The sequence below is a fragment of the Paraburkholderia aspalathi genome, from assembly GCF_905220735.1.
Classification (GTDB): Bacteria; Pseudomonadota; Gammaproteobacteria; order Burkholderiales; family Burkholderiaceae; genus Paraburkholderia; species Paraburkholderia aspalathi.
The window spans coordinates 1545783-1567608 of record NZ_CAJNBA010000001.1 but is presented as its reverse complement, the minus strand read 5'-3'; the positions used below and the strand labels follow the sequence as shown (position 1 = coordinate 1567608).

The 21826-nt window shown below is 61.2% G+C and carries 18 protein-coding genes and 1 pseudogene; 11 read left to right on the top strand and 8 right to left on the bottom strand.

Translation table 11 applies throughout. The features are described 5' to 3' along the window. Positions 1-17 precede the first annotated feature (17 nt). Positions 18-872: a polysaccharide deacetylase family protein gene (locus tag KHO30_RS06930; protein ID WP_211700404.1), complete on the top strand. Its 855-nt coding sequence runs from the start codon at positions 18-20 to the stop codon at positions 870-872. A 62-nt stretch (positions 873-934) separates the two neighbouring features. On the opposite strand, the gene KHO30_RS06925 is transcribed toward KHO30_RS06930, so the two are convergent. Both KHO30_RS06925 and KHO30_RS06920 read right to left on the bottom strand, forming a co-directional pair. Further along, positions 935-2347: a DUF2252 domain-containing protein gene (locus KHO30_RS06925; protein ID WP_211700403.1), complete on the bottom strand. Its 1413-nt coding sequence runs from the start codon at positions 2345-2347 to the stop codon at positions 935-937. A 74-nt stretch (positions 2348-2421) separates the two neighbouring features. Next, entirely contained in the window at positions 2422-3435 is a 1014-nt protein-coding gene (locus KHO30_RS06920; RefSeq protein ID WP_093634814.1) for a hypothetical protein, read from the bottom strand. 431 nt (positions 3436-3866) lie between these two features. Between KHO30_RS06920 and motA the strand changes: the two genes are divergently transcribed. The 3 genes from motA (at position 3867) to KHO30_RS06905 (ending at position 6528) form a co-directional block, all read left to right on the top strand. Next, complete coding sequence (motA, locus tag KHO30_RS06915; protein ID WP_093634921.1) at positions 3867-4736, top strand: flagellar motor stator protein MotA; 870 nt, start codon at positions 3867-3869, stop codon at positions 4734-4736. A 14-nt stretch (positions 4737-4750) separates the two neighbouring features. Continuing rightward, on the top strand, positions 4751-5740 hold the full coding sequence (gene motB / locus KHO30_RS06910) for a flagellar motor protein MotB (RefSeq protein WP_211700402.1): 990 nt from the start codon (positions 4751-4753) through the stop codon (positions 5738-5740). Positions 5741-5844: 104 nt separating this feature from the next. Continuing rightward, the gene (locus KHO30_RS06905) at positions 5845-6528 is read left to right on the top strand and encodes a Pr6Pr family membrane protein (RefSeq protein ID WP_211700401.1); all 684 of its coding nucleotides are present in this window, start codon (positions 5845-5847) and stop codon (positions 6526-6528) included. Positions 6529-6881: 353 nt separating this feature from the next. On the opposite strand, the gene mctP is transcribed toward KHO30_RS06905, so the two are convergent. Together mctP and KHO30_RS06895 are read right to left on the bottom strand one after the other, a co-directional pair. Next, complete coding sequence (gene mctP / locus KHO30_RS06900; RefSeq protein WP_211700400.1) at positions 6882-8363, bottom strand: monocarboxylate uptake permease MctP; 1482 nt, start codon at positions 8361-8363, stop codon at positions 6882-6884. After that, positions 8360-8557: a DUF3311 domain-containing protein gene (locus tag KHO30_RS06895; RefSeq protein ID WP_093634922.1), complete on the bottom strand. Its 198-nt coding sequence runs from the start codon at positions 8555-8557 to the stop codon at positions 8360-8362. Before KHO30_RS06895 ends, mctP begins: the two co-directional genes overlap by 4 nt. 250 nt (positions 8558-8807) lie before the next feature. On the opposite strand from KHO30_RS06895, the gene KHO30_RS06890 reads away from it, so the two are divergent. From KHO30_RS06890 to KHO30_RS06860, 7 genes are all read left to right on the top strand, one after another. Next, positions 8808-10223, top strand: a complete 1416-nt coding sequence (locus KHO30_RS06890; RefSeq protein WP_211700399.1) for a cache domain-containing protein — start codon at positions 8808-8810, stop codon at positions 10221-10223. Continuing rightward, a complete protein-coding gene (locus KHO30_RS06885; protein ID WP_054041920.1) occupies positions 10220-10867 on the top strand; it encodes a response regulator in 648 nt (215 codons plus the stop codon). Before KHO30_RS06890 ends, KHO30_RS06885 begins: the two co-directional genes overlap by 4 nt. A gap of 96 nt (positions 10868-10963) precedes the next feature. Further along, positions 10964-11518 (top strand): hypothetical protein, encoded by a 555-nt coding sequence (locus tag KHO30_RS06880; RefSeq protein WP_211700398.1) that lies wholly within the window; start codon positions 10964-10966, stop codon positions 11516-11518. Positions 11519-11691: 173 nt separating this feature from the next. Further along, a complete protein-coding gene (locus tag KHO30_RS06875) occupies positions 11692-13641 on the top strand; it encodes an arylsulfatase (RefSeq protein WP_211700397.1) in 1950 nt (649 codons plus the stop codon). Between the two features lie 7 nt (positions 13642-13648). Further along, positions 13649-14731: a formylglycine-generating enzyme family protein gene (locus tag KHO30_RS06870; RefSeq protein ID WP_211700396.1), complete on the top strand. Its 1083-nt coding sequence runs from the start codon at positions 13649-13651 to the stop codon at positions 14729-14731. Further along, positions 14725-15522 (top strand): MetQ/NlpA family lipoprotein, encoded by a 798-nt coding sequence (locus tag KHO30_RS06865; protein ID WP_408286052.1) that lies wholly within the window; start codon positions 14725-14727, stop codon positions 15520-15522. Before KHO30_RS06870 ends, KHO30_RS06865 begins: the two co-directional genes overlap by 7 nt. 119 nt (positions 15523-15641) lie before the next feature. Further along, positions 15642-16469, top strand: coding sequence for a hypothetical protein (locus KHO30_RS06860; RefSeq protein ID WP_244863963.1), 828 nt, complete (start codon positions 15642-15644; stop codon positions 16467-16469). Here KHO30_RS06860 and KHO30_RS06855 read toward each other — a convergent pair. The 4 genes and pseudogenes from KHO30_RS06855 to KHO30_RS06840 all read right to left on the bottom strand — a co-directional run bounded on the left by KHO30_RS06855 (position 16466) and on the right by KHO30_RS06840 (position 21802). Continuing rightward, positions 16466-17704 carry an HlyD/EmrA/EmrK family protein gene (locus tag KHO30_RS06855; protein WP_211700393.1) on the bottom strand — a complete coding sequence of 413 codons (1239 nt, stop codon included), beginning with the start codon at positions 17702-17704 and terminating at the stop codon, positions 16466-16468. The genes KHO30_RS06860 and KHO30_RS06855 overlap by 4 nt on opposite strands. After that, a complete protein-coding gene (locus KHO30_RS06850) occupies positions 17705-19249 on the bottom strand; it encodes an efflux transporter outer membrane subunit (RefSeq protein ID WP_211700392.1) in 1545 nt (514 codons plus the stop codon). Positions 19250-19383: 134 nt separating this feature from the next. Next, positions 19384-20280, bottom strand: a pseudogene (locus KHO30_RS06845) (glycosyltransferase family 2 protein); the annotation flags it as partial. A gap of 10 nt (positions 20281-20290) precedes the next feature. Next, positions 20291-21802 (bottom strand): DHA2 family efflux MFS transporter permease subunit, encoded by a 1512-nt coding sequence (locus tag KHO30_RS06840; protein WP_244864001.1) that lies wholly within the window; start codon positions 21800-21802, stop codon positions 20291-20293. Between the last annotated feature and the right edge of the window lie 24 nt (positions 21803-21826).

Genomic DNA, 21826 nt, shown 5'->3' with positions numbered 1-21826 from the left:
GACAGGAAGCACGCTTTATGAACGAACTTTTCACCCCGCATCGCAATGAGGTCGCGCCGCAGCACCGCTGGCCGCGCACCGGCTATCCCGCGATGGTCACCGCCACGGCCGCATGGCATGTATTCGTACTGGCCGGCTGGCTGCTGGCACCCGCCGCATGGCCATGGTGGCTCGCCGCGATCTTTGCGAATCACGCTATTTTCACGGTAGCGGGCCTCTTGCCGCGCACCTCGCTGCTGGGTCCGAACTGGACGCGCCTGCCCGCCGGCGCGCGCAACGCAGACGCGATCGCACTGACCATCGACGACGGTCCCGACCCGGTCGTCACACCGCAAGTGCTGAATCTGCTCGACGCTTTCAACGTGCGCGCCACTTTCTTCTGTATCGGCGCGAAAGCGCAACGCTACCCGGAGCTCGCACGCGAGATCGTCGCACGCGGCCATGCGCTGGAAAACCATTCACAGGTTCACGTGCACACGTTTTCGATCACGTTTCCGGGTGCTCTCACGCGCGAGATCGAAGCGGCGCAGCGCACCTTCCAGGCATTGAGCGGCGAGCGGCCAATGTTCTTCCGCGCCCCGGCGGGCCTGCGCAACATTTTTCTCGAGCCCGTGCTGCGCAAACTCGATTTGCGGCTCGCGGCGTGGACGCGGCGTGGCTACGACACGCGCGAACGCGATCCCCAGGTGGTCACGCATCGGCTGCTTCAGGGCCTTGCCCCGCGCGACATCCTGCTCCTGCACGATGGAAACGCCGCGCTCACCCTCGAAGGCAAACCGCTGATACTCGCCGTCCTGCCGAGCGTGATCGAAGCGGCGCGCCAACAGCACCTGCGCTTCGTTACGCTGCGTGAAGCGCGCGTCGACGACTGAACTGCGAGAAATCTTGCCGCGTGGCTCGGCCACCGACACGTGGCGAGCCACGCCGCGCCCTCTTACACCCGGAAATCCGCCGCCATGTCTTCGTCCGTGCGCGCCTCGAGCTCGCCGCTGCGGCAGGCCTTCAGGAACACGTCGTAATCACGTTCCACCTGATCCGCGTAGCTGGCGGCATAAGCTGCGAGTGACTCCGCAAACTGGTCGCCACGACCGATATACGCGCTGACTTCGATCGCCTGGCCGCTCGCCTTGGCATGCGCACGCGCCATGATCCAGCCGCAAAGTTTCGCGTAACCTTCCAGCAGGTCGGTGTCGAACAGCTCGATATTCGCTGACAGTTTCATGTCGCGTAGTTGCCGGAAATAGAAATGGCGCCCTAGCGGTCCGTTCGCCCAGCCGAGAAAAATGTCGCTCGCGGCCTGCAGCATGCGCTGCCCTTGCACGACGCGTTCGCCCTCGTGCTTCACGGGAGCCGACTTGTAATACTGGGCGACCACAGACGGCCGCGCCTCCTTGAGCTGCAGGAACAATGGCTTGCCAATGTGATCCACGTTCAGCACCACCATGCAGCGCGTGCCGACACTGCCGACGCCCACCACTTTGAATACGATGTCCTGCACGGTGAAATGGCTGAGCAACTCTCGCCGGTCATGCGACATCGTCTTCAGGTACTCGCCCCACATGCGTTCGAGCATCTTGCGCCAGTTGTGGCCCCTGAATGCTTCGGTTTCTTCAGGCGTGAACAGCGTGTTCGCGCCCAGCACGTGGAACAGCGCCGGCGGCGCATCGCGGATCGTCCAGTGATCGCCGTCGTGCTCGGCCATTTTCTCCAGCAGATTTTCGTGAGTCCGGCTCGCGGCCTTTTCCATGCCGCGCCGCACGATGCGGCGGCGCTCGGGAGTCAGCGCGGTTTCCGCCATGCGGTCGAACGTGATGCGGTCGTACCAGAGTTCGAGCGCGCCGCATTGCGCGTATTGCGTCATGCGATCGCGGTATTCGGTGACGGCGGTCATCACCAGATTCTCGGCTGCGCCACGGCTCAAACGCATATGACGCGCGGCGACCACGAGGCTCGCGGTCAGGCGTTTCAGGTCCCATTCGAAGGGACCCGTCGCGACTTCGTCGAAGTCGTTCAGATCGAATACGAGTTGACGCTCCGGTGTCGCGAAGCCGCCGAAATTCATCAGATGACCGTCGCCGCAAATCGGCATGGTGAGGCCGGTGTCGGGAACACGGCTCAGGTCGTGCGCCTGAATGATCGCAGTGCCGCGAAAGAAGGTGAACGGCGACACCGACATGCGCCCGTAGCGCAGCGGCACAAGCCTTTCGACGCGCCCCTCGCTGCTTTGCTTGAGCAACTCGATCGGGTTGCGATGCAACTCGCCTACCGTGCGATGGCTCGAGCGCTTCGAGTGCTCACGGGCGGCACGGCCACGGGCCTCCCGTTCGGCGATGGTGCTGGCTTTCATGCTCTTCTCCGGTTTTTTTCTGTGAATCTTTACTATCGGTTCTAGAAGACTGCTTCTGCTGACACGGTGAGCCATCACCAACGGTAGCCCACACCGCCGAAAATTACATCCGAGTCGCGATCATAGCGTGTCACGACACGATTCCATTCGATCCGCGCATTCCAGTGATCGGTCAAGCGATACGAGCCGGCGATCGTGACGAGCCCGGAAAACTTCCCGGCGCCCGGCCCCGGCGTCAGGCTGTTCTCGTTTTCGTTGATCGCATAGTAGGCGCCGACGCCGAGTCCGAGCGATACCTTATCGTTGAGGAAGGCACGCGTCGCCCACAGTTGGCTGGTCAAGCCGTCGCGGCGCGCCACCTTGCTGCTGCCCTCGTGAAGATAGCCAACCGTCACATCGAGGTATTTCGCAAGCCCACGCCGGTATTCGATCGCGCCGCCAAGTGCAGTCGGCGAGCTGGTCGAATTGATGATCGTCTCGCCGAGGTACACCGCCACTTCGTTGTTAGTGACGTTGTGCGTACTGCCGCTCGCCCAGTCGCGCGGACCGGGGGTGCCCGGGGCATCGAGCTGATAGCCGACGCCGAACATCACGCTGGTCGCATCCGGCCCGCGTTGCACATGCACGCGATTCAACTGCAGTTGCGTGATCCACCGGCTCGACGCGTAGTACGCCGCGCGCACGCTATACACGACACCCCAGCCGTGAGTGTCCGAATAGCTGCCGCCTTGCACGGCCGTGGTGGTGTCGAAGTAACGGTATGGACCGACGCCCGCCTGCAGGACGAACTGCGGGCTGCCGACGGGAATACGGCCCCATAGCTGGATCATCTGGCCGTCGCGATGATGGTTGGGAATGTGTCCCTCATTGAGCCACGTGAAGCTCGCGGCGAAGTATTGCCCGAGCCCTTCCTGATAGTTGAACGCCCACGTGTAGGTGTTTGTACTGCCCGCGCGCGAGCCGCCGCCGAATAGGGAAAACTCCTGGGCGTCAGCCGCGTTAGACGCGAACAGAAGCCCGATACCGACAAGGCAGGAGGACGCTTTGGTTGTGAGCTTGATGTTCCCGGCAGAATTCAGATTCCGCATGTTTTTCGCATCTCCGGATGGGCCGCTGTCGCTGCCGGCATTCGTGAGCCGACGAGAAGCCGCGTAGCGGCTTCGAGCGCCGGGACGTTACAAACTGTTAGCCATGCTAGCAGACCGCCCGGTAAAAATGCCACACCATGCATTTTGAATAATGCAGTCATGCAGCCGCGTCTTCAATCACCCGGTTTTCAAATCTCCACTATTGGTTGCGACCGCAACGACTGATCAAATTCGGCGGACAAAATTACCGGAAATAAAACAGGCGATTAACCAGTTGGTGAATATTTTATTTTTCACTGATGCGCACACTTCAGACATCGCGAATCTGGCCGTTTACCGGTACATAGCGAATATGAGTGACGCACTCGAAAAAGCCCATGAAATCGGGCCTGTTCCGCCGAACGTGCGTCGCGCAAGATAACGGAGAGAGCATGTTTGTCGCAATCGGCTGGGTAGTGGTAATGGCTTCTGTGATCGGTAGTTTTGTCGGTGTAGGCGGGCATCTTCCCGCGCTCGTTCAACCGTTCGAATTGCTATGTATTTTTGGCGCGGCGATCGGTGCGTTTGTCGTGAGCAATCCGACCTCCACGCTGAAGAAAACGATCAAGGCGATTCCTTCGTGTTTTAAGAGCGGTGGGTATACGAAGGAAAAATATCTCGAGCTGATCGCGCTGCTTTACGAGCTGCTTCAGAAGGCACGCAAGGAAGGCATGATGTCGCTCGAAGCCGACGTCATGGCGCCGGAAGAGAGCGTGCTGTTCCAGAAGTATTCGCACGTCCTGAAGGACCATCATCTGCTCGACTTTATCGTCGACTATTTGCGCATGATGTCCGGCGGCAACGTGAACGTGCTCGAAGTGCAGGACCTGATGGACGAAGAACTGGCCACGCATCATGCGGAAGCATCGGTCGCGGCCAACGCGATTCAGAAAATGGCTGACGGCTTACCGGCATTCGGCATTGTCGCCGCCGTGATGGGTGTGGTTCATACGATGGGCTCGGTCGGCGCGCCGCCTGCCGTGCTCGGCGAAATGATCGCCGGCGCACTGGTCGGCACCTTCCTCGGCATTCTTCTCGCCTATGGCTTTATCGGTCCGGTCGCCGATCTGCTCAACGCCAAGGGCCGCGCCGAAGCCAAACCTTACCAGTGCGTGAAGGCCGTGTTGCTCGCTTCACTCTCCGGCTATGCACCGCCGATCGCCGTCGAATTCGGCCGCAAGGTCCTGTTCACCGCCGACCGCCCGAGCTTCCAGGAACTCGACGACGCCGTGCGCGCCACCAAGATGCCGAAATCGGCCTGACGCGGAGCGGCATCATGAGTGAAAGAAGATCGCGCGCGTCCCAGCAGGACGAGACAAGCGCTCCGGTGATCGTGCGCCGCTCGAAGAAGGGTGGCGACCATGGCGCCCACCACGGCGGCGCATGGAAAATCGCCTACGCCGACTTCGTCACCGCGATGATGGCGTTCTTCCTGCTGATGTGGCTGCTCGGTTCGACGTCCAAGTACGACAAGCAGGGCATCGAAGACTATTTCAACACCCCGCTGTCGAGCCTGCTCGGCGGCAACGAGGGCACGGCAGCGGCCCGTCCGAACGTCATCCAGGGCGGCGGCCGCGACATCACCGACAGCCGTCCCGGCGACGGCAAGAAAACCCAGACCGAACCCACACCACCGGCGAAGGTCCCACCGATCGTGGCCCCCGCCGACGCGGCACGGCTTCAGCAATTGAAAGAGAAGCTCACCGCTTTGATCGAACAGAGCCCGGTGCTGAAGACATTCAAGGATCAGATCCGCATTTCGATCACGAACGAGGGTTTGCGCATCGAGATCGTCGATTCACAGAATCGTCCGATGTTTCCGTCCGGCAGTTCAAAGTTGCAGCCTTACGCCGTGACGATCCTGACGCAAATCGGCGCCGCGCTCAACGACGTGGAGAACCGCATTTCGATAGCCGGCCACACCGACGCGGTGCCGTACACGGCCGGCCCAGAGGGCTACTCAAACTGGGAGCTTTCGTCTGAGCGGGCCAACGCCGCACGCCGCGCGTTGGTAGCAGGCGGCATGCACGGCGAGAAGCTGCTGCAGGTGCGCGGACTCGCCGATGTGTTGCCGCTAAACAGCAACGTCGCCGACGAGCCGACCAATCGGCGCATCAGTATCCTTGTACTGAACAAGGCCGCGGAACTCGCGTTCTTCCACGACGGCGGCCGCACGACGATTGACGAAACATCGCCCGCAAGTTCGGCTATACCCGAAGTAGTGAGCCGTTTGCAGCCGGTCAGCGTTTCACATAGCACGCCGTAGAATTTTTATTGGGCAGAGGTTGAGTCCGGATCGACTTCGACCTCGGCTCACGCGATTTTTCGCACTTGCTGCAAAGCGAATGTGGTGTGTATAGAATCATTCGCATGCGCCCTGCCCCACATCATCACCATGAGCCCGAGCTTCCGCTCCACACGCCCAGCGTCTCGTCTGTGACGCTGGCGGCGATCATTGCCGTGATCGCGTGGATTTCGATCGTTGCGCAAACCGATTTGACGATCGACCGCACGCTAGCCCGCGGGCTCGGCGTGCTCGATGGGGTTGCGCGGATGAGCAGTTACCTCACCAATCTAACCGTATTAGCGTGCGCGGTCTGTTTTACCTGCGTAGCGTTACGAAGGCGCAGTCCGGTAATCGTGCATTTTTTTCGACAGCCCACCGTCGTGACCGCGGTCGTTGTCTACATGGCATTTGTGGGGATCGCCTACAACCTGCTTCTACGCGGAATGTGGTCACCGAGGGCGTACAGGCTGCTGCTCAACGAATCGTTGCACAGCCTTTTACCGATGCTGGCGGTGCTTTACTGGGTGTTATTCGTACCGCGATTCCATTTGCGGCTACGGCATTGCCTGCTGTGGCTGATCTATCCTGTCGCGTACCTCGCCATTACCTTCTGGCGCGGCAGTTTGTCAGACTTTTATCCGTATCCTTTCATCAACGTCGACGTGCTTGGCGTCAGACACGTTGTCGTCAATTCCGCCCTACTGTTCGGCGGATTTTTGACATTGATGGCCGTGTTCGTGGGGATTAACTTTCGGCGTAGACGCTAACAAGACGCACGCCGCAGCATCCGCCGCACCCCGACGAGACAAGCTCCAAATACCGAATGGTTTTTGAACGACTCTTCGGCGCGCGCAGCGCCGCCGGAAGTATGACGCCCTTGTCACAAGCGCATGTAGTGGCACGAACACAGATTCCAGTCGCACCACTACCCTACGCGAGCTGCGGGACCCGCTTAGCAGGGGTTTCTAGCCGCTTTCTTTTGCCTACTTTTCTTTGCGGCGGCAAAGAAAAGTAGGTGCCGCCCCGCACAGGGGCAACACTAATAGACCACTACCAAAACAAGGAAAGGCCAACACCGCTGGAACAACTACCCCAGCAGCGTCAGCCACGCCAAACAACATCAAACCGCCGCCACAACCCTGCGCGGCGACAAAACCGACACAACAAAACTAACAACTACATTAACGGCGAGCGCAATCAACCCGATATAAACCGGATAAACAGCATCCCCCACATGCAACGCAAACACCGGCTTGAGCCCTTGAGAAACAGCAAGCCCGGTCCCAAGCACAATCCCAACCAGCCACCCAAGAAACAACCCTGTAGTATTCAACCGCCGCGTATACAAAGAAAACACAATAGCCGGGAAAATCTGCAAAATCCAAACCCCACCCAGCAACTGCAAATCAATCGCATACTGCGTAGGCAAGAACACAATAAACAGCAGCGCCCCAAACTTCACAACGAGCGAAACAATCTTCGCCGTAGAAGCCTCCGCCTCAGGCGTGATACCCGGCGAAACAAGAGGACGCCACAAATTGCGAGTGAACAGATTAGCCGCCCCAATCGACATGATCGCGGCGGGCACCAAAGCGCTAATCGCGATAGCAGCAGCCGCAAAACCAACAAACCACGACGGAAACAGCGTGTTAAACAGCGCCGGCACCATATCAGACGCTGACTTCACATGCACGCCAGCCGCAATCGCCATATACCCAAGCAACGCGATCAACCCCAGCAACAACGTATAAGCCGGCAGAAAAATCGCATTCTTGCGCACCGTATTAGCCGACGAGGACGACAAGACTGCGGTCATCGTATGCGGATACATAAACGCCGCCAGTGCCGAACCTAACGCAAGCGAAGCATAAGCAGTGAACTGCGTCGGCTTCAGAATGATCCCGGTCGCGCCACCCTTGGCCTTGAAATACGTATCGGCCGCATCGAACACATGCGCATAGCCGCCGAGCTTCGCGGGAATCAGCCAGACCGCCGCGATCACGACGATATAGATCATGATGTCCTTGACGAACGCGATCATCGCCGGCGCCCGCAAGCCGCTTGCATACGTGTACAGCGCCAGAATCACGAAGGCGACGATCAGCGGCATTTCGCCGGTCACGCCGAGCCCCTTGATCACCACCTGCATGCCCACCAGTTGCAGCGCGATATACGGCATCGTCGCGACAATGCCGGTCAATGCAACCGCAGCCGGGAACCACTTGCCGCCGTATTCACCCTGCACGTAGTCCGCCGCCGTGATGTGATCCTTCGCCTTCGCGATCTTCCACAACTTCGGCATCACCGCGAACACAAATGGATAGACGATGATCGTGTACGGGAGCGCAAAGAAGCCATACGCGCCCACCGAATACACCAGCGCGGGCACCGCGATCACGGTATAGGCGGTATAGAAATCGCCACCCACGAGGAACCACGAAATCAACGTGCCGAACTGGCGGCCACCCAGGCCCCACTCATGCAATTGCGTCAGATCGCCCCGCTTCCAGCGCGCGGCAAAAAAACCGATGACAGTGACGAGAACAAAGAATGCGATAAAGACGGTCATCGCGACCGGGTTCACAGGAGTGACATCGCTCATTTGACACCTCGGTACACGACGTAAATCAGTAGCGAGGTCAACGGAACCCACAAGAACTGATACCAGTAGAAGAACGGAAAGCCGGCGAACGAGGGCCGCGTGTCGTTATAGAACGGCAACCACAGCAACGCAATGTACGGGATCAGCAGGATGAGCCATAGCCATGAACGGCCGGCAGATTGGGAGGTCTCCACAAACATCTCCTAGGTCTATTATTGAAACCGCGCGCCATGACTTGTGGCCGGGCACGCGGAAAACCGGTTACCTGAAATTAGACGGCAAAACCGGGTTCTGCTTTTGCAACTGTGCGCCGCACCATTGCGCGCCGGAAGGCGCGGTGCGTCGTGGGGATGTAGTATTCGCCTTCGTGAACGCTCTCACAAGCGCGCAACTACGTAAGCCGGCTACGTAATATTACGTAGCCTGTCGGCCGTCCTGTCTACGATGAAACTCAAAGCAAAGATTGTCCTGCTGGCGATCGTTCCCTTTCTGGCGGCCATCGCCAGCATTGAAATTGGCGTGCGCCAGGAAGCCACTGCGCTCGCCGAGACGCAACACGCGACCACCCAGGCCGCGTACATGGCCAGCAAGGAAATCGAACTCAAGCACTACGTCGAGCTCGCGACCACGGCGATCGCCCCGCTCTACAACGCCGGCCAGGACAACGCGCGTGATGACGCAATGCTGCGCACCCGCGCGCTCGACATCCTCGAGAAAATGGATTTCGGCAAGGACGGCTACTTCTTCGTCTATGACATGCACGGCCGTTCGCTGATGCATCCGCGCGAACCCGACCTCGTCGGACGCGACCTCTGGGAGCTGCGCGATCCGCAAGGCAAGCTGACGATCCAGCAATTGCTCGCCGCGGCCACGCGCGGCGGCGGCTATGTGCGCTATGTGTGGCATCGTCCGTCGACGGGCAAGCTCGCGTCGAAACTGGGTTACGTGGTGCCGCTCGAACGCTGGGGCTGGATGATCGGCACCGGCATCTATCTCGACGACGTCGACGCCACGCTCGCGGACATCGATCAGCGCGCGGCGGCCAACATCGACCGCACGATGCAGTGGATTGATGCCATCGCACTCGCCGGGCTCGCCGTGATCGCGTTGTGTGCACTGGTGCTCAACGTCACCGAATATCGCAGTGCCGATGCAAAACTGAAGCGGCTCGCGCAGCAGGTGGTCGACTCGCAGGAAAATGAACGGGCGCGCCTGTCGCGTGAATTGCACGACGGCATTAGCCAGATGATGGTCTCCGTGAAGCTGCTGCTCGAATCGGCGTTGACGCGCTTCGAACGCAGCGATGTGCGCGTGCCTGCGGCGGAAGCCGCGCTATCAACTAGCGTGGCGCGCATCGGCGAGACCTTGCGTGAAGTGCGCCGTATTTCTCACGCGCTGCGTCCGTCGATGCTCGATGACCTGGGCGTTGCTGCCGCGCTAGAGCAACTCACGCGCGAGTTGAGCGACGAATCCGGCATCGAAATCGGCTTCACGCAGATCGCCCACACTCATGCAGCGGCCTTGCCGGAAGCGGTAAACACGGTCCTGTTCCGCATCGCCCAGGAAGCGCTCACGAACATCGTGCGGCACGCACAGGCGTCCAGCGCGGCGCTATCGCTGGAAGTATCGAGCGACGCCGTCACGCTGACGATTTCGGACAACGGACGCGGTTTCGACGTGGCGCACGCACTTGTCAATCCACGCGCAGGCGTGGGTCTGCGCAATATGCGCGAGCGGCTGGACACATTGGGCGGCAAGCTGTCGCTCAGCTCGCAAGCCGGTCATACGATCGTGACCGCGCGCGTGCCAGTCGTTGCCTCTGCGCTTCAATCGCCGGCCTTGCAGGAAACCTCGCTATGAACGACATGTCACTCGCCATCGCACGTCTGATTCTGGTCGACGACCACCCGCTGGTACGCGATGGTCTGCGCGCGAGACTCGAAGCCGTGCGCAACATCGAGATCGTCGGCGAAGCGGGCAACGCCCAGGAAGCACTCGCGCTCGCCGCCAGCCAGGAGCCACATCTGGTGCTGATGGATGTCGGCATGAACGGAATGAACGGCATCGCGCTGGCCGGCATGTTTCATGAGCGCTTCCCGGCGATACGCGTGCTGATGCTTTCCATGCACGACAACCTCGAGTACGTGACCCAGGCCGTGCGCGCAGGGGCCAGCGGTTATGTGCTCAAGGACTCGCCCGCCACCGAAATCATTCAGGCAATCGGCGCGGTGCTGGAGGGCAAGACGTTTTTCAGCGCGGGACTGGGCGCTCGATTGATCCAGGCATCGGCGACGCAATCACCGATTGAAAGACTCACGCCGCGCGAGCGCGATATTCTCGATGCACTCGCGGAAGGTCTCTCGAGCAAGCAGATCGCTCAACGCAACGATCTCTCGGTGCGCACGGTGGAAACGCATCGGTTGAATCTGAAGCGCAAGCTCGATATCGAAGGCCAGGCTGAGCTGATCAAGTTCGCCGTTGAAAATCGTCGCAAGAGTCAGTGAGGTTTAGAGGCGCCGCTGCATAATCTCGACTGGGTAGTCGAGAATCCAAACCGTCGATCCGTCTGCCCCACGCTCAAAATCCCGGAGCCCAAGACGATGAAGCGCCTGATCCAACAGTACCTGGCAAGTCTGCTGATCTGCATGGCCGCGACGCATGCCCAGGCGCAAGCACAAGCACAAGCAGCGCGCGTCAATCGCGGCCACGATCCGTTCTTTCAGATATCCAAAGCGATCAGCGACTGCCCGGTGCCCTTAGGCCCACTCGAGACCGAGCAGGAGTGGCTCGACGATAGTCATTACCGGATCGAGCGTGGCAATAGCTGCTGGGTGGAGGGCCGTTGCCGTCTGTCGAACGCGTATCTCTACGACGCGGAAATCGCCGACGCCGTCCAGCGGCGTCTCACCAACATCAATTACGCCATCCACTGGCGCGAACAGTCGACGCTGTGGCTCACGCTGCAACGCCGCTTCATCTACGTGCAAGGCTGCGTCGCACCAGGCTTCGACAAACAGACATTCCTCACGGAACTCGCGAAAACCGCGGACGTCGATCGCGTGATCGACGACACCACACCCAATCCGCACGCAGCGTCACTACCTTATAAAACGCTGGCAGATCCGGACAAACCTGTGATCGACCCGGGCAACTAGCCGCGCACGAAAAAACACACGAAGCAGCACACGGAGTTGCGTCGTGCGTTATATCGCCCATCACGCTTTAACACCTATATCGACAATCAAACATAGCAACGCAGAAATCGATCTTTGGCCACTCTGGCGTCATTGCTAACATCGGCGACCCGACATATCCGGTCAGCACAACAATGACAACACAACGATCGCAACGCCCCACTCTTCGTCTCGGTATAATCGGCGCGGCCGTCGCCAGCCTCGTCGTACTCGCTTCCTGCGGCGACGACAAGCTGCCCGGACCGACGGCGTCTGCGCCGGTAGCCGCGCAAAAGCGCCCGAACATTCTGTACATCATGGCCGACGACCTCGGCTATTCCGACATCCATGCCTTCGGTGGCGAAATCAATACGCCCAACCTCGACGCTCTGGTCCAGTCGGGCCGCATCCTGACGAATCACCATACCGGCACCGTCTGCGCGATCACGCGCTCCATGCTGATCTCCGGCACTGATCACCATCTGGTCGGCGAGGGGACGATGGGTGTGCCGACCGACGAACGCAAAGGCCTGCCCGGCTATGAAGGTTATTTGAACGACCGCGCGTTGTCGGTCGCGCAATTGTTGAAGGACGGCGGTTATCACACGTACATGGCCGGCAAGTGGCACATCGGCTCCGGGATCGTCGGCAGCACGACCGGTGGCGGTCAGACGCCGGATCAATGGGGCTTCGAGCACAGCTACGCGCTGCTCGGCGGCGCCGCGACCAATCACTTTGCTCACGAACTGGCGAATTCGCAGAACTACACCGAAGACGGCAAGTACGTGCAACCCGGTCAGCCTGGACAACCGGGCGGCGCAGGCGGCAGCCCCGCCGTGTTCTATTCAACAGACTTCTACACGCAACGTTTGATCTCGTACATCGACTCGAACAAGGGCGACGGCAAGCCGTTCTTCGCCTACGCGGCCTACACGTCGCCGCACTGGCCGCTGCAGGTTCCCGACCCGTATCTGCACAATTACGTCGGCAAATACGACGCCGGCTACGACGTGATCCGCAACGCGCGTATCGCGCGGCAAAAAACGCTCGGCATCATTCCGAATGACTTTGTGCCGTACGGCGGCGCATCGGAAACGCTCGTAGCGACAGCGGCCACGGCAAACAACGGCACTGCCAACGCGAAATATGTAAGCGCCGTGCATAGCGCCGCGCAGGGCTATACCGACTACGGTCCCGGCACTGTGAACAAGACGTGGGCGAGCCTCTCGCCCGCCGAGAAGAAAGCCCAGGCGCGTTACATGGAAATCTACGCGGGCATGGTCGAAAATCTCGACCACAACATCGGCCTGCTGATCCAGCATCTGAAGGACATCGGCGAGTACGACAACACCTTCATCATGTTCCAGTCGGACAATGGCGCCGAAGGCTGGCCGATCGACTCCGGCGCGGACCCGACCGCCACCGACACAGCGAATGCCGCCGACCCGGTCTATTCGACGCTCGGCACCGACAATGGCAAGCAGAACGCACAACGTCTGCAATACGGCTTGCGCTGGGCTGAAGTAAGCGCCACGCCGTTCCGTTTGACGAAGGGCTATTCGGGCGAAGGTGGCGTATCCACGCCATTGATCGTCCACCTGCCTAGTCAGACCACACAGAAGCCCACGCTGCGCGACTTCACGCATGTGACCGATAACACCGCTACGTTTCTAGCCGTCGCGCAGATCTCGCCGCCCACACAAGCTGCGCCGCCGCTGATCAATACGCTCACCGGCGTCGATCAGAATAAGGGCAAGGTGGTCTACAACAACCGCTATGTGTATCCGATCACCGGGCAGTCGTTGCTGCCTTTGCTGAACGATCAGACCACCGACGCCGTGCACACCGCGTCGTTCGGCGACGAAGCCTACGGCCGCGGCTATCTGCGCAGCGCCGACGGCCGCTGGAAAGCCTTGTGGACGGAACCGCCGCTGGGTCCGGTGGACGGTCACTGGCAACTGTTCGACATGAGCGCCGACCGCGGCGAAACGCAGGACGTGTCAACGCAGAATCCGTCGGTAATCGACGGCCTCGTGCAGCAGTGGAACAGCTATATGAGCAGCGTCGGCGGTGTCGAGCCGTTGCGTCCGCGCGGCTACTACTGAGCCCGCCATGTCCGTCCGATTCAAACTGAAAAGCACCGCGGCGTTGTACGGCGCCTATGCTGCAATCGCCACGGTCGCTTTTACCGCGGCCTTTACCGCCGCGATGGCCGCCTCGGCGGCATTGAGCGGCGGGAAGCAGAGCGCATTCGACGAACTGAACCGCTCGCGCGCTTTAGTGGCGCTCGGCTCCGAACAGCAATGCGAGCGCTATGCCGGCCTGCCTTCGCGCTGGCGCGACGATCCGAAAGCCGGCATGGTGCATCTGCATGGCGGCAACTTCGTCTTCGGCAGCAAACTCGGCTATGAAGACGAGCGCCCTGCCGGCGACGGCCAAACCCACGTCACCGGCTTCTGGATCGACCAGACCGATGTGACGAATGCCCAGTTCGCCGCATTCGTGAAGGCCACGGGTTACGTCAGCGATTCGGAGCGCCAGGGCGGCGCCGTGGTTTTTCATACGCCGACGCGCGAAGAAATGAACGCGCGCGATCTGGCGTGGTGGACGTGGGTCAAGGGCGCCGCGTGGAATCATCCGACGGGGCTCGGCAGCAATCTCGATGGCCGCATGAACCAGCCGGTGACGATGGTCACGCAGGCTGACGCGCTGGCCTACGCGCGTTGGCTCGGCCGCGATCTGCCGACCGAAGCCGAGTGGGAGTATGCGGGCAAAGCCGGCCACGAAGGCGCGGATCTCGACACTGCACCACGCGACCAACGCGGCAAGCCAAGTGCGAATTATTGGCAAGGCGTGTTTCCCGTGCTGAACACCAATGAGGATGGTCACATTGGCCTCGCGCCGGTCGGTTGCTATGCGGCGAATGATTTCAAGCTCTACGACATGATCGGCAACGCATGGGAATGGACGAGAGACATCTACAGCGGCCCGCATCAGTCGCACACCAATGGCGATACCGCGGCAGTCGCACCTGCAAGCCGCAAACACGACACGCCGATGGTCATCAAAGGCGGCTCGTTCCTGTGTTCGCGCGACTATTGCGTACGCTATCGGGCGGCGTCCCGCGAACAGCAGGAAGCGGATTTGCCGGCCTCGCATATCGGCTTTCGTACTGTCTTGAGGGATGCATCGTGAAACCACGCGCGTTCATCACAACGGCGCTGCTGATTGCAGCTTCGTGGGTCCATCCTGCGCACGCCGCCGCATCGCAGGTAGTCAAGATCGGCGTCACCGCCGGTGCCCACGCGCAGATCATGGACGAAGTACGGCGTATTGCCGCCACGCAAGGCCTTACGCTCGACGTCGTCGTCTTCGACAAGCCCGATGGCATCGACGCCGCGCTCGCCGCAAAACAGATCGATGCTGCAAGCTTCGAAGACGGGCCGAGCCTCGCAGCGCAGCGCAAACAACACGGCTACGCCTTGACGAGCGTCGCGACCACCGTCACGTTTCCGATCGCGCTGTATTCGCGCAAATTGACGAACCTCGGCCAGTTGCAGCGAGGCGCGACCATTGCGATTCCCGACGACCGTGAAGGCACCGCGCGCGCCTTGATCCTGCTGCAAAATTTCACGCTGCTGACCTTCAAGGACAGCGCCGGTTTGCATGCCACGCTTGCCGACATCACGAGCAACCGCTTGAACCTGAAAATCCGCCAGGTGCCGCATGCTCGCCTGTTCGACAGCTTGAACAGCGTGGCCTTCGCTGTGATCGATAGCAGCGATGCGGCACGCGTCGGTCTTTACCCTGCACGCGATAGCCTCGGTCTCGAAGACGCGCGCTCGCCCTATGCCAACGTGCTGACCGTGCGCGACGGCGACCGCACTGACCCGTGGGTCGCGCAACTGATCGGCGCGTATCACTCACCCGAGGTCGCGCATTTCATCCTGACGCACTATCAGGACTCGGTACGCCGGCCATGGTGAGCACGTTTTCATTCGCATGCTCGGCGTGCGGAAAATGTTGCAACAGTCCGCCGGCGATGTCGTTGCCGGAACTGTTCCGACATCGAGATCGGTTCATCGGCTGCATTGCGATTGGGCGTGTGCCCCGCAAGCGATTGGGTGAAAAGCTTCGGGTCGGCAAATACGAAACCGTACTCGAGGAGACTGACGTCGCCGCCTTCGATGCCATCGCGGATACGCTGCTGCATCGCGCGGGCGACACGTTCAGTCTCACGACGCAGGGTTACGACTACCCTTCTCTTGCACGCTGCCCGGCGCTGGAAGAGGATGGACGCTGTGCGATTCACTTCGACGGCAAACCGCTCACGTGCGAAGTAGTCCCGCTCGATCCGCTCGTGCCGGATACGTTGCAACACCTGGTGTTGGCCGGGCGCAATCAGAGTGCCGCCTATCTCGGCACCGATTGTATTCAGGAAGGCGACCGCGCCGATGACAAGTTGATGGTCGCAGAAGGCCGCATTGAAGACGAGGCCGCGAGAGATGCACTCGCACGCCGCCGTGAGTCACTCGCAGCCGAAAGTAAGGTATGGGGCAAGGCCGTATTCGAAGCGCTGCGCAAAGAGCTATTCGAGTCGCCCGCCGCGTTGGCGCGCATTCCCACGGGCGGCTTTCTGAGCATTTCGATCGTGCCGGCGCTATTGGCTGTAGCAGGTGTTTCAGCACGCTGCCACCAGTTGTCCCTCGACTATATCGACAGCCAGCTCGCTTTGATCGAACGCTCCATTGCACAAGCGCTGCTACGTCGCCGGCTGGATGACCGGCCGATTACGCAGGAATTGCGAGCATTTGCCGGCGCTTATCAACGCGCGAAAACAATTCTTGCCGCACCTGTCCGCCCAGGTGACGAGAGCAGCAATCCGTCTCAAGTATCGGAGGTCGAAGCGTATCTCAGCGGCGCAGATTGCTAGTCAGCAGCACCACCACGGTCACTATTGTCCCGGATGATTTGTGCGATCAGCGCATCCGCATCGCGCGAGACGTTATCGTGAACGCGGGTACTCTGCGCGGCCGCCGGCGTATCGTTGCCGATCAGATGACCGCTGCGCACATGCGTATCCACCGACACCTGCATCGACAGACCGAGCCGCAACGGATGCGCCGCGAGTTCGGCCGGGTCGAGCGAAATCACGATCGGCACGCGCTGCACGACCTTGATCCAGTTACCGGCGGCGTTCTGCGACGGCAGCATTGAAAACACACTACCCGTGCCAGCCGAAAAGCCCTCCACGTGCCCCTGATACACCACTTGCGAGCCGTACACATCCGATACGATGCGCACCGGCTGCCCCACGCGCATGCTGCGAATCTGGCCTTCCTTGAAATTCGCCTCGACCCACAGACGCTCGAGCGGAATGATTGACATGAGTGCGAGGCCCGGACCGACCTGCTGGCCGATCTGTACCGAACGCTGTCCAACCGTGCCGTCGACGGGAGAAACAACTGTGGTGCGTTGCAGATTCCGGTAAGCAAGCCGCAATTGCGCCGCGGCTTGCAAAACCGGCGGGCTAGCTTCGACCGGGAATTTCCCACCGAGCGCGCGTGCAGCGTCGAGCTGGACCTGCGCCGAGGCGAGATTCGCTTGCGCGACTGCTACCGCTTCGCGAGCGCGCGCCAATTCTTCCGGCGACACGACTTCCACCGATGCATGGTCGCGCGCCGCCAGCGCACGCTGCGCCAATGCGAGTTCGGCGCGGCGCGCGTCGATCGATTGGACGTAGAGCTTGCGCGAGATCGTCGCGTTGGCCACTTGTCGCACGGCGAGCGTCAGCTGCGCTTTAGCCTGCGCGAATGCGGCGGCCGCTTCGGCGTCATCGAGTTTGACGAGCGGCTGGCCTGCGCGGACCTGCCGTGTGTTCTCCACCAGAATATCGGTGACCGTGCCTGGTATCTGCGCCGCGATCTGCACGATGTTGCCTGCCACGTAGGCATCGTCGGTCTCTTCGAAGAAGCGCGCGCTTAAGCCCCAGTACGTCAGCCACGCCATACCGGCGAGCGCCGCCACGCCGAAGAAAACGGCAAAGCGCCGCTGGCGCGCCGCCCGTTTCGCATCGTGCGCGTCGCTCGTTATGCCTGCCGCGTTTGCCGGGTTTGCCTGCTCCTCGGTCCAGCCCGCGGCATGTTGTGCCTGTTTATCGTTGTGCATTCAATCGAAGTGCGTATCCGTGATGCGTGCGTGGGAGGGAAAGGTGGTCTGATAGTGAGAAATCGGTGCGCCCGCCACCTTGCGTACATCGAAGCCACCGCCGAGCGCGCCGACCAGCGCAACCTGCAACATTCTGCGGCGGCCCTGCAAATCCACTTGCTGCGCGCGTTCGTCGAGCAAAGACAGGTCGGCCAGCGTCACGTCCTTCTGCATGCCGATACCGCGGCGATGCCGCTCTTCAGCGATCGCGACGATATGCGAGGCCGCTTCCACCGCGCGCGTCTGCTCGGTCGCGAGCGTATCGACCGTGCGCAAGGAAGTCAGCTGACGCGCAACCTCGCCGAGCGCCTCGTCGACGGTCTTGTTGTAGAGGCCGACCGCAGCGTCGACGTTGGCGTAATCGCCGCCCAATTGCGCGTGCAAACGGGTCCGGTCGAAAATCGGCAGGGAGATCGCCGGTCCCACCGAGCCGGTCAACGCCGCGCGTGAGAAAAGCGCGCCGGGCGTCAATGCTGTCAGCCCGGCAAACGCCACCAGATTCACGTCGGGATAGAACTGGGCCCGCGTGGCATCGGTGTTGGCGAGCGCCGCTTCAGCCCGCAAACGCGCCGCTACGATGTCGGGCCGGCGGCCCAGCAGATCGACCGGCAATTGCGCAGGCATCGGCGCATCGGCCGCCGCGGTCAGTTGCGGACGATGCAGAGACAAACCCCGCTCTGCGCCGCGTCCCGTCAACACACCGATCTGCAGCTCGGTCAGCTTGATGCGCTCGTCGTTGAGCGCCTGCTGTGAGGCGAGCCGGCTTCGCTTGAGTGTTGCGTCCGCCGAGTCGTACGCGTTATCGATGCCGCGCGCGCCCCGCTCGCGCAACACCGCATCGACCTTATCCGCGGCCTGTTGCTTCTGCAGCAGAATATCCTGCATCGCAAAGGCGCGGTCGAGTTCACAATAAAGCGTCACGAGCGCGACCGTCAGCGTGAGCCGCGCCTGCTCCGCATCGACTCGTGCTGCGTCGCGCGTGGATAGCAGACTGCCGGTCAGCGCGGCATTCTTGCCCCACAGGTCGAGCTGGAAGCTCAGGCCCGCGAACAACGCGGCCGGCGACACCACCGGATCATTGAACAACTGCACCGGAATCTGCTGGCCACCGACAGATACGTTAGCCACGTCGTTCGGCTGAGGTAAGCGGGCCTTGCTCACTGTCGCGCCCGCCGTGCCGGTGAGGCCGGTGAGCGAAGCAAACTGTTCGAGTTGCGCCTGCGCGGTACCCACCCTCGCCTTGGCGATCTGCAGGTCGGGATTGTTTTGCAAGGCTTCAGCGGTCAGCTCATCCAGTTGCGGATCGCGGTAACGCTTGACCCAATCAGGCGCGGGCCATGCGCCGTTCGCGCCTGGCCCGATGGTTTGCGAAAGTGCATCGGTGGATGGCTTGATCGGTTTGACGTTCGCTTGCAGGCCCGCGTCGCTCACGCAACCGCTCAGCGCTGCTGCAATCAGCAGCGGCGGCAGCAGCAACGGCAACGTGCGTGGCTTGGGGAATTGCATAGACCGTCTCATGAGTGCCGGGTAAGGGACATTGCAGGTTCTCCTGCTACCGGCGTATTCGTCTCGCCAAGCCTCGCCGGGCTAGTCGCATTAACCAGATTCGCGGTCCTGGCAACTTTGGCCGCGAGTCGCGGACGCGTGCGCTCAAGCGGCCCCATTCGTCCGAAGAATCCATCGAATAGACCCAGTGCTATCGCATTGAGCTTGGCCAGCTTGTCCTTTTCAAGCAGCGCAATCTGCACGATTTGCCAGAGCGTCAGCACGTTCGGTACGATGGCGACCGGCAGGCGCATTCCATACTGCAGCGCAAGCTGCATTGCGTTTCGCGCGCTGTAATAGCGGCGGAAACCGGGGTGATTCATCGTCGTCAATTCCAGAGAACCCAGCTTGTGGCGCCGCCGTGAGCCGATCCGATGCAGCAGTACAAGTGACGGCACCACGTACACCGGTACATTACGCAGCAACGCACGCAGGCAGTATTCGGTGTCGACGTGGTCGATAAAAAGCGTTTCATCGAAGCGGCCGAGCCGCGCGAACGCCTCGCGTGAAATCACACAGCCGGACGAAATCAGAAACGCGCAGCGTTGCATCGCGGCGTCGGCGTGTATCGACAGCCGCTCCACCGCCAGACCGCTCGTCGCGAGTTCGGGCAGGAAGCGTTGATCGTTTTCATCGAAGATGCGCGGGCCCGCTAAAAATGCCCGGCCACTCATCGACGTGCACCGGTCGCGCATCACCGCGAAGTAAGCGTCTGGCGCCTCGGAATCCTGGTCGAACAGCGCGACTGCATCCGCGCCTGCGTCGAACAGCGCGCTCAGGCCGCAATTGAAGGCGCCGGCAATGCCGTTGCTATTACCATGATGCAGCAACGCAACGCCCGCCTCGCCCAACACCATCGCGGCGCGCGCGTCCGGCAACGGCGAGTTGTCGACTACCAGCAGGCGGTCGCACGCCGAACGCATCGCCACCGCGCGCGCGAGCTGCTCTTCACTCGGATGAAACAGGATGATCAATGCGCCCAGGATCGTCATTCGAAGTTCCTCAGTGACCTAAAGCCATCGCCGCGCCGCGCTTCGGACGCGTGAGCCACATCATCGCGGCGAGCACGAGGCAGGTGATGCTTGCCATGTAGAACATGTCGCCGGTCGCCATCATGTAGGCCTGTTGCTGCACGACGTGATGCAAGGTGGCGAGTTCGCGCGCGCCGTCGATGCCCATGCCGTGCAGACCCTGAACGAAGCGCTGCGTATTGCCGGACGATTTCGTCACGGACTGCGCGACGACGTCGTAGTGATATAGCGCGCGGTTATCCCATAGCGTGACGCTCATCGCCGTGCCGAACGCCGCCGACAGCGTGCGCAAAAAATTCGACAGACTCGAGGCCGCGGCAAGCTTGTCGTCGGACACGCGCGAGAGCGTTGCAGCGGTCAACGGAATGAAGAAGCACGGCAAGCCGATGCCCTGAATCAGACCCGGCGTGATGATTTGCGTGAAGGTCATGGTCAGCGTGAAATGCGCATCCCACCACAGCACGCCCGCGAACACGAGAAAGCCGAAAGTCGCGAGCACGCGCGCGTCGAAGCGGGCCGCATAAATGCCGACCAGAATCGAGAACACCAGCGCGAGCACGCCAAGCGGTGCGGTGGCGAGGCCGGCCTGGTACGCGGTGTAGCCCATCACAGCCTGCAGCCAGAGCGGAAAGATCACGCCGACTACCGAGAAGCTCATCATGCCGAGCGAAATGATCAACACGCAGAACGAAAACGTGCGATCGCGGAACAGGCTCAGATCGATTACCGGATGCCGTTCGCCCGCCTCCCAGATCAACAGCGACACGATCGCCAGGCCGGCGACGATCGCGAGCGTCAGGATCAACGGCGAATCGAACCAGCCGCGGTCGTGACCGAGATCCAGCACCGTCTGCAGCGAGCCGACGCCGACGACCAGCAAGATAATGCCGGGCAGATCGATCGGCACCGCCTTGCCGACGGGTGCATCGCGGCGCAGCAGCGTCATGCACACCGCAAACGAAAAGATGCCGATCGGCAGATTGATGAGGAAGATCCACGGCCACGAAAAGTTGTCGATGATCCAGCCACCCACCACCGGGCCGAAGATCGGCGCGAGCAGCACCGTCATCGCCCACAGCGCGAGTGCCACGACACGCTTATCCGGCGGGAAGGTCCGCAGCAGGATCGTTTGGGAGAGCGGCACCATCGGCCCGGAGAAAAGCCCCTGCAATGCCCGGCATACAACCAGAAGATGAAAGTCGCCTGCTATGCCGCATAGCAGCGACGTCAACGTGAAAAGGATCACCGCGCCTAGGAACAGCCGCGTTTCGCCGACCCGCCTCGAGAGCCAGCCCGTCAAAGGCACGGCGATGGCGGCAGCCACGGAGTACGAACTGATCACCCACGTGCCCTGGCTGTTGGACACGCCAAGGCCGCCGGAAATCGCCGGTACCGCAACGTTGGTTACCGTCGAATCCAGGACTTCGATAAACGTGGCCAGCGACAACGCGAACGTCAGCAAGGCGAGCCGCGCACCGCGCATGCCGGGTGTGCTGCGCTCGCCGGC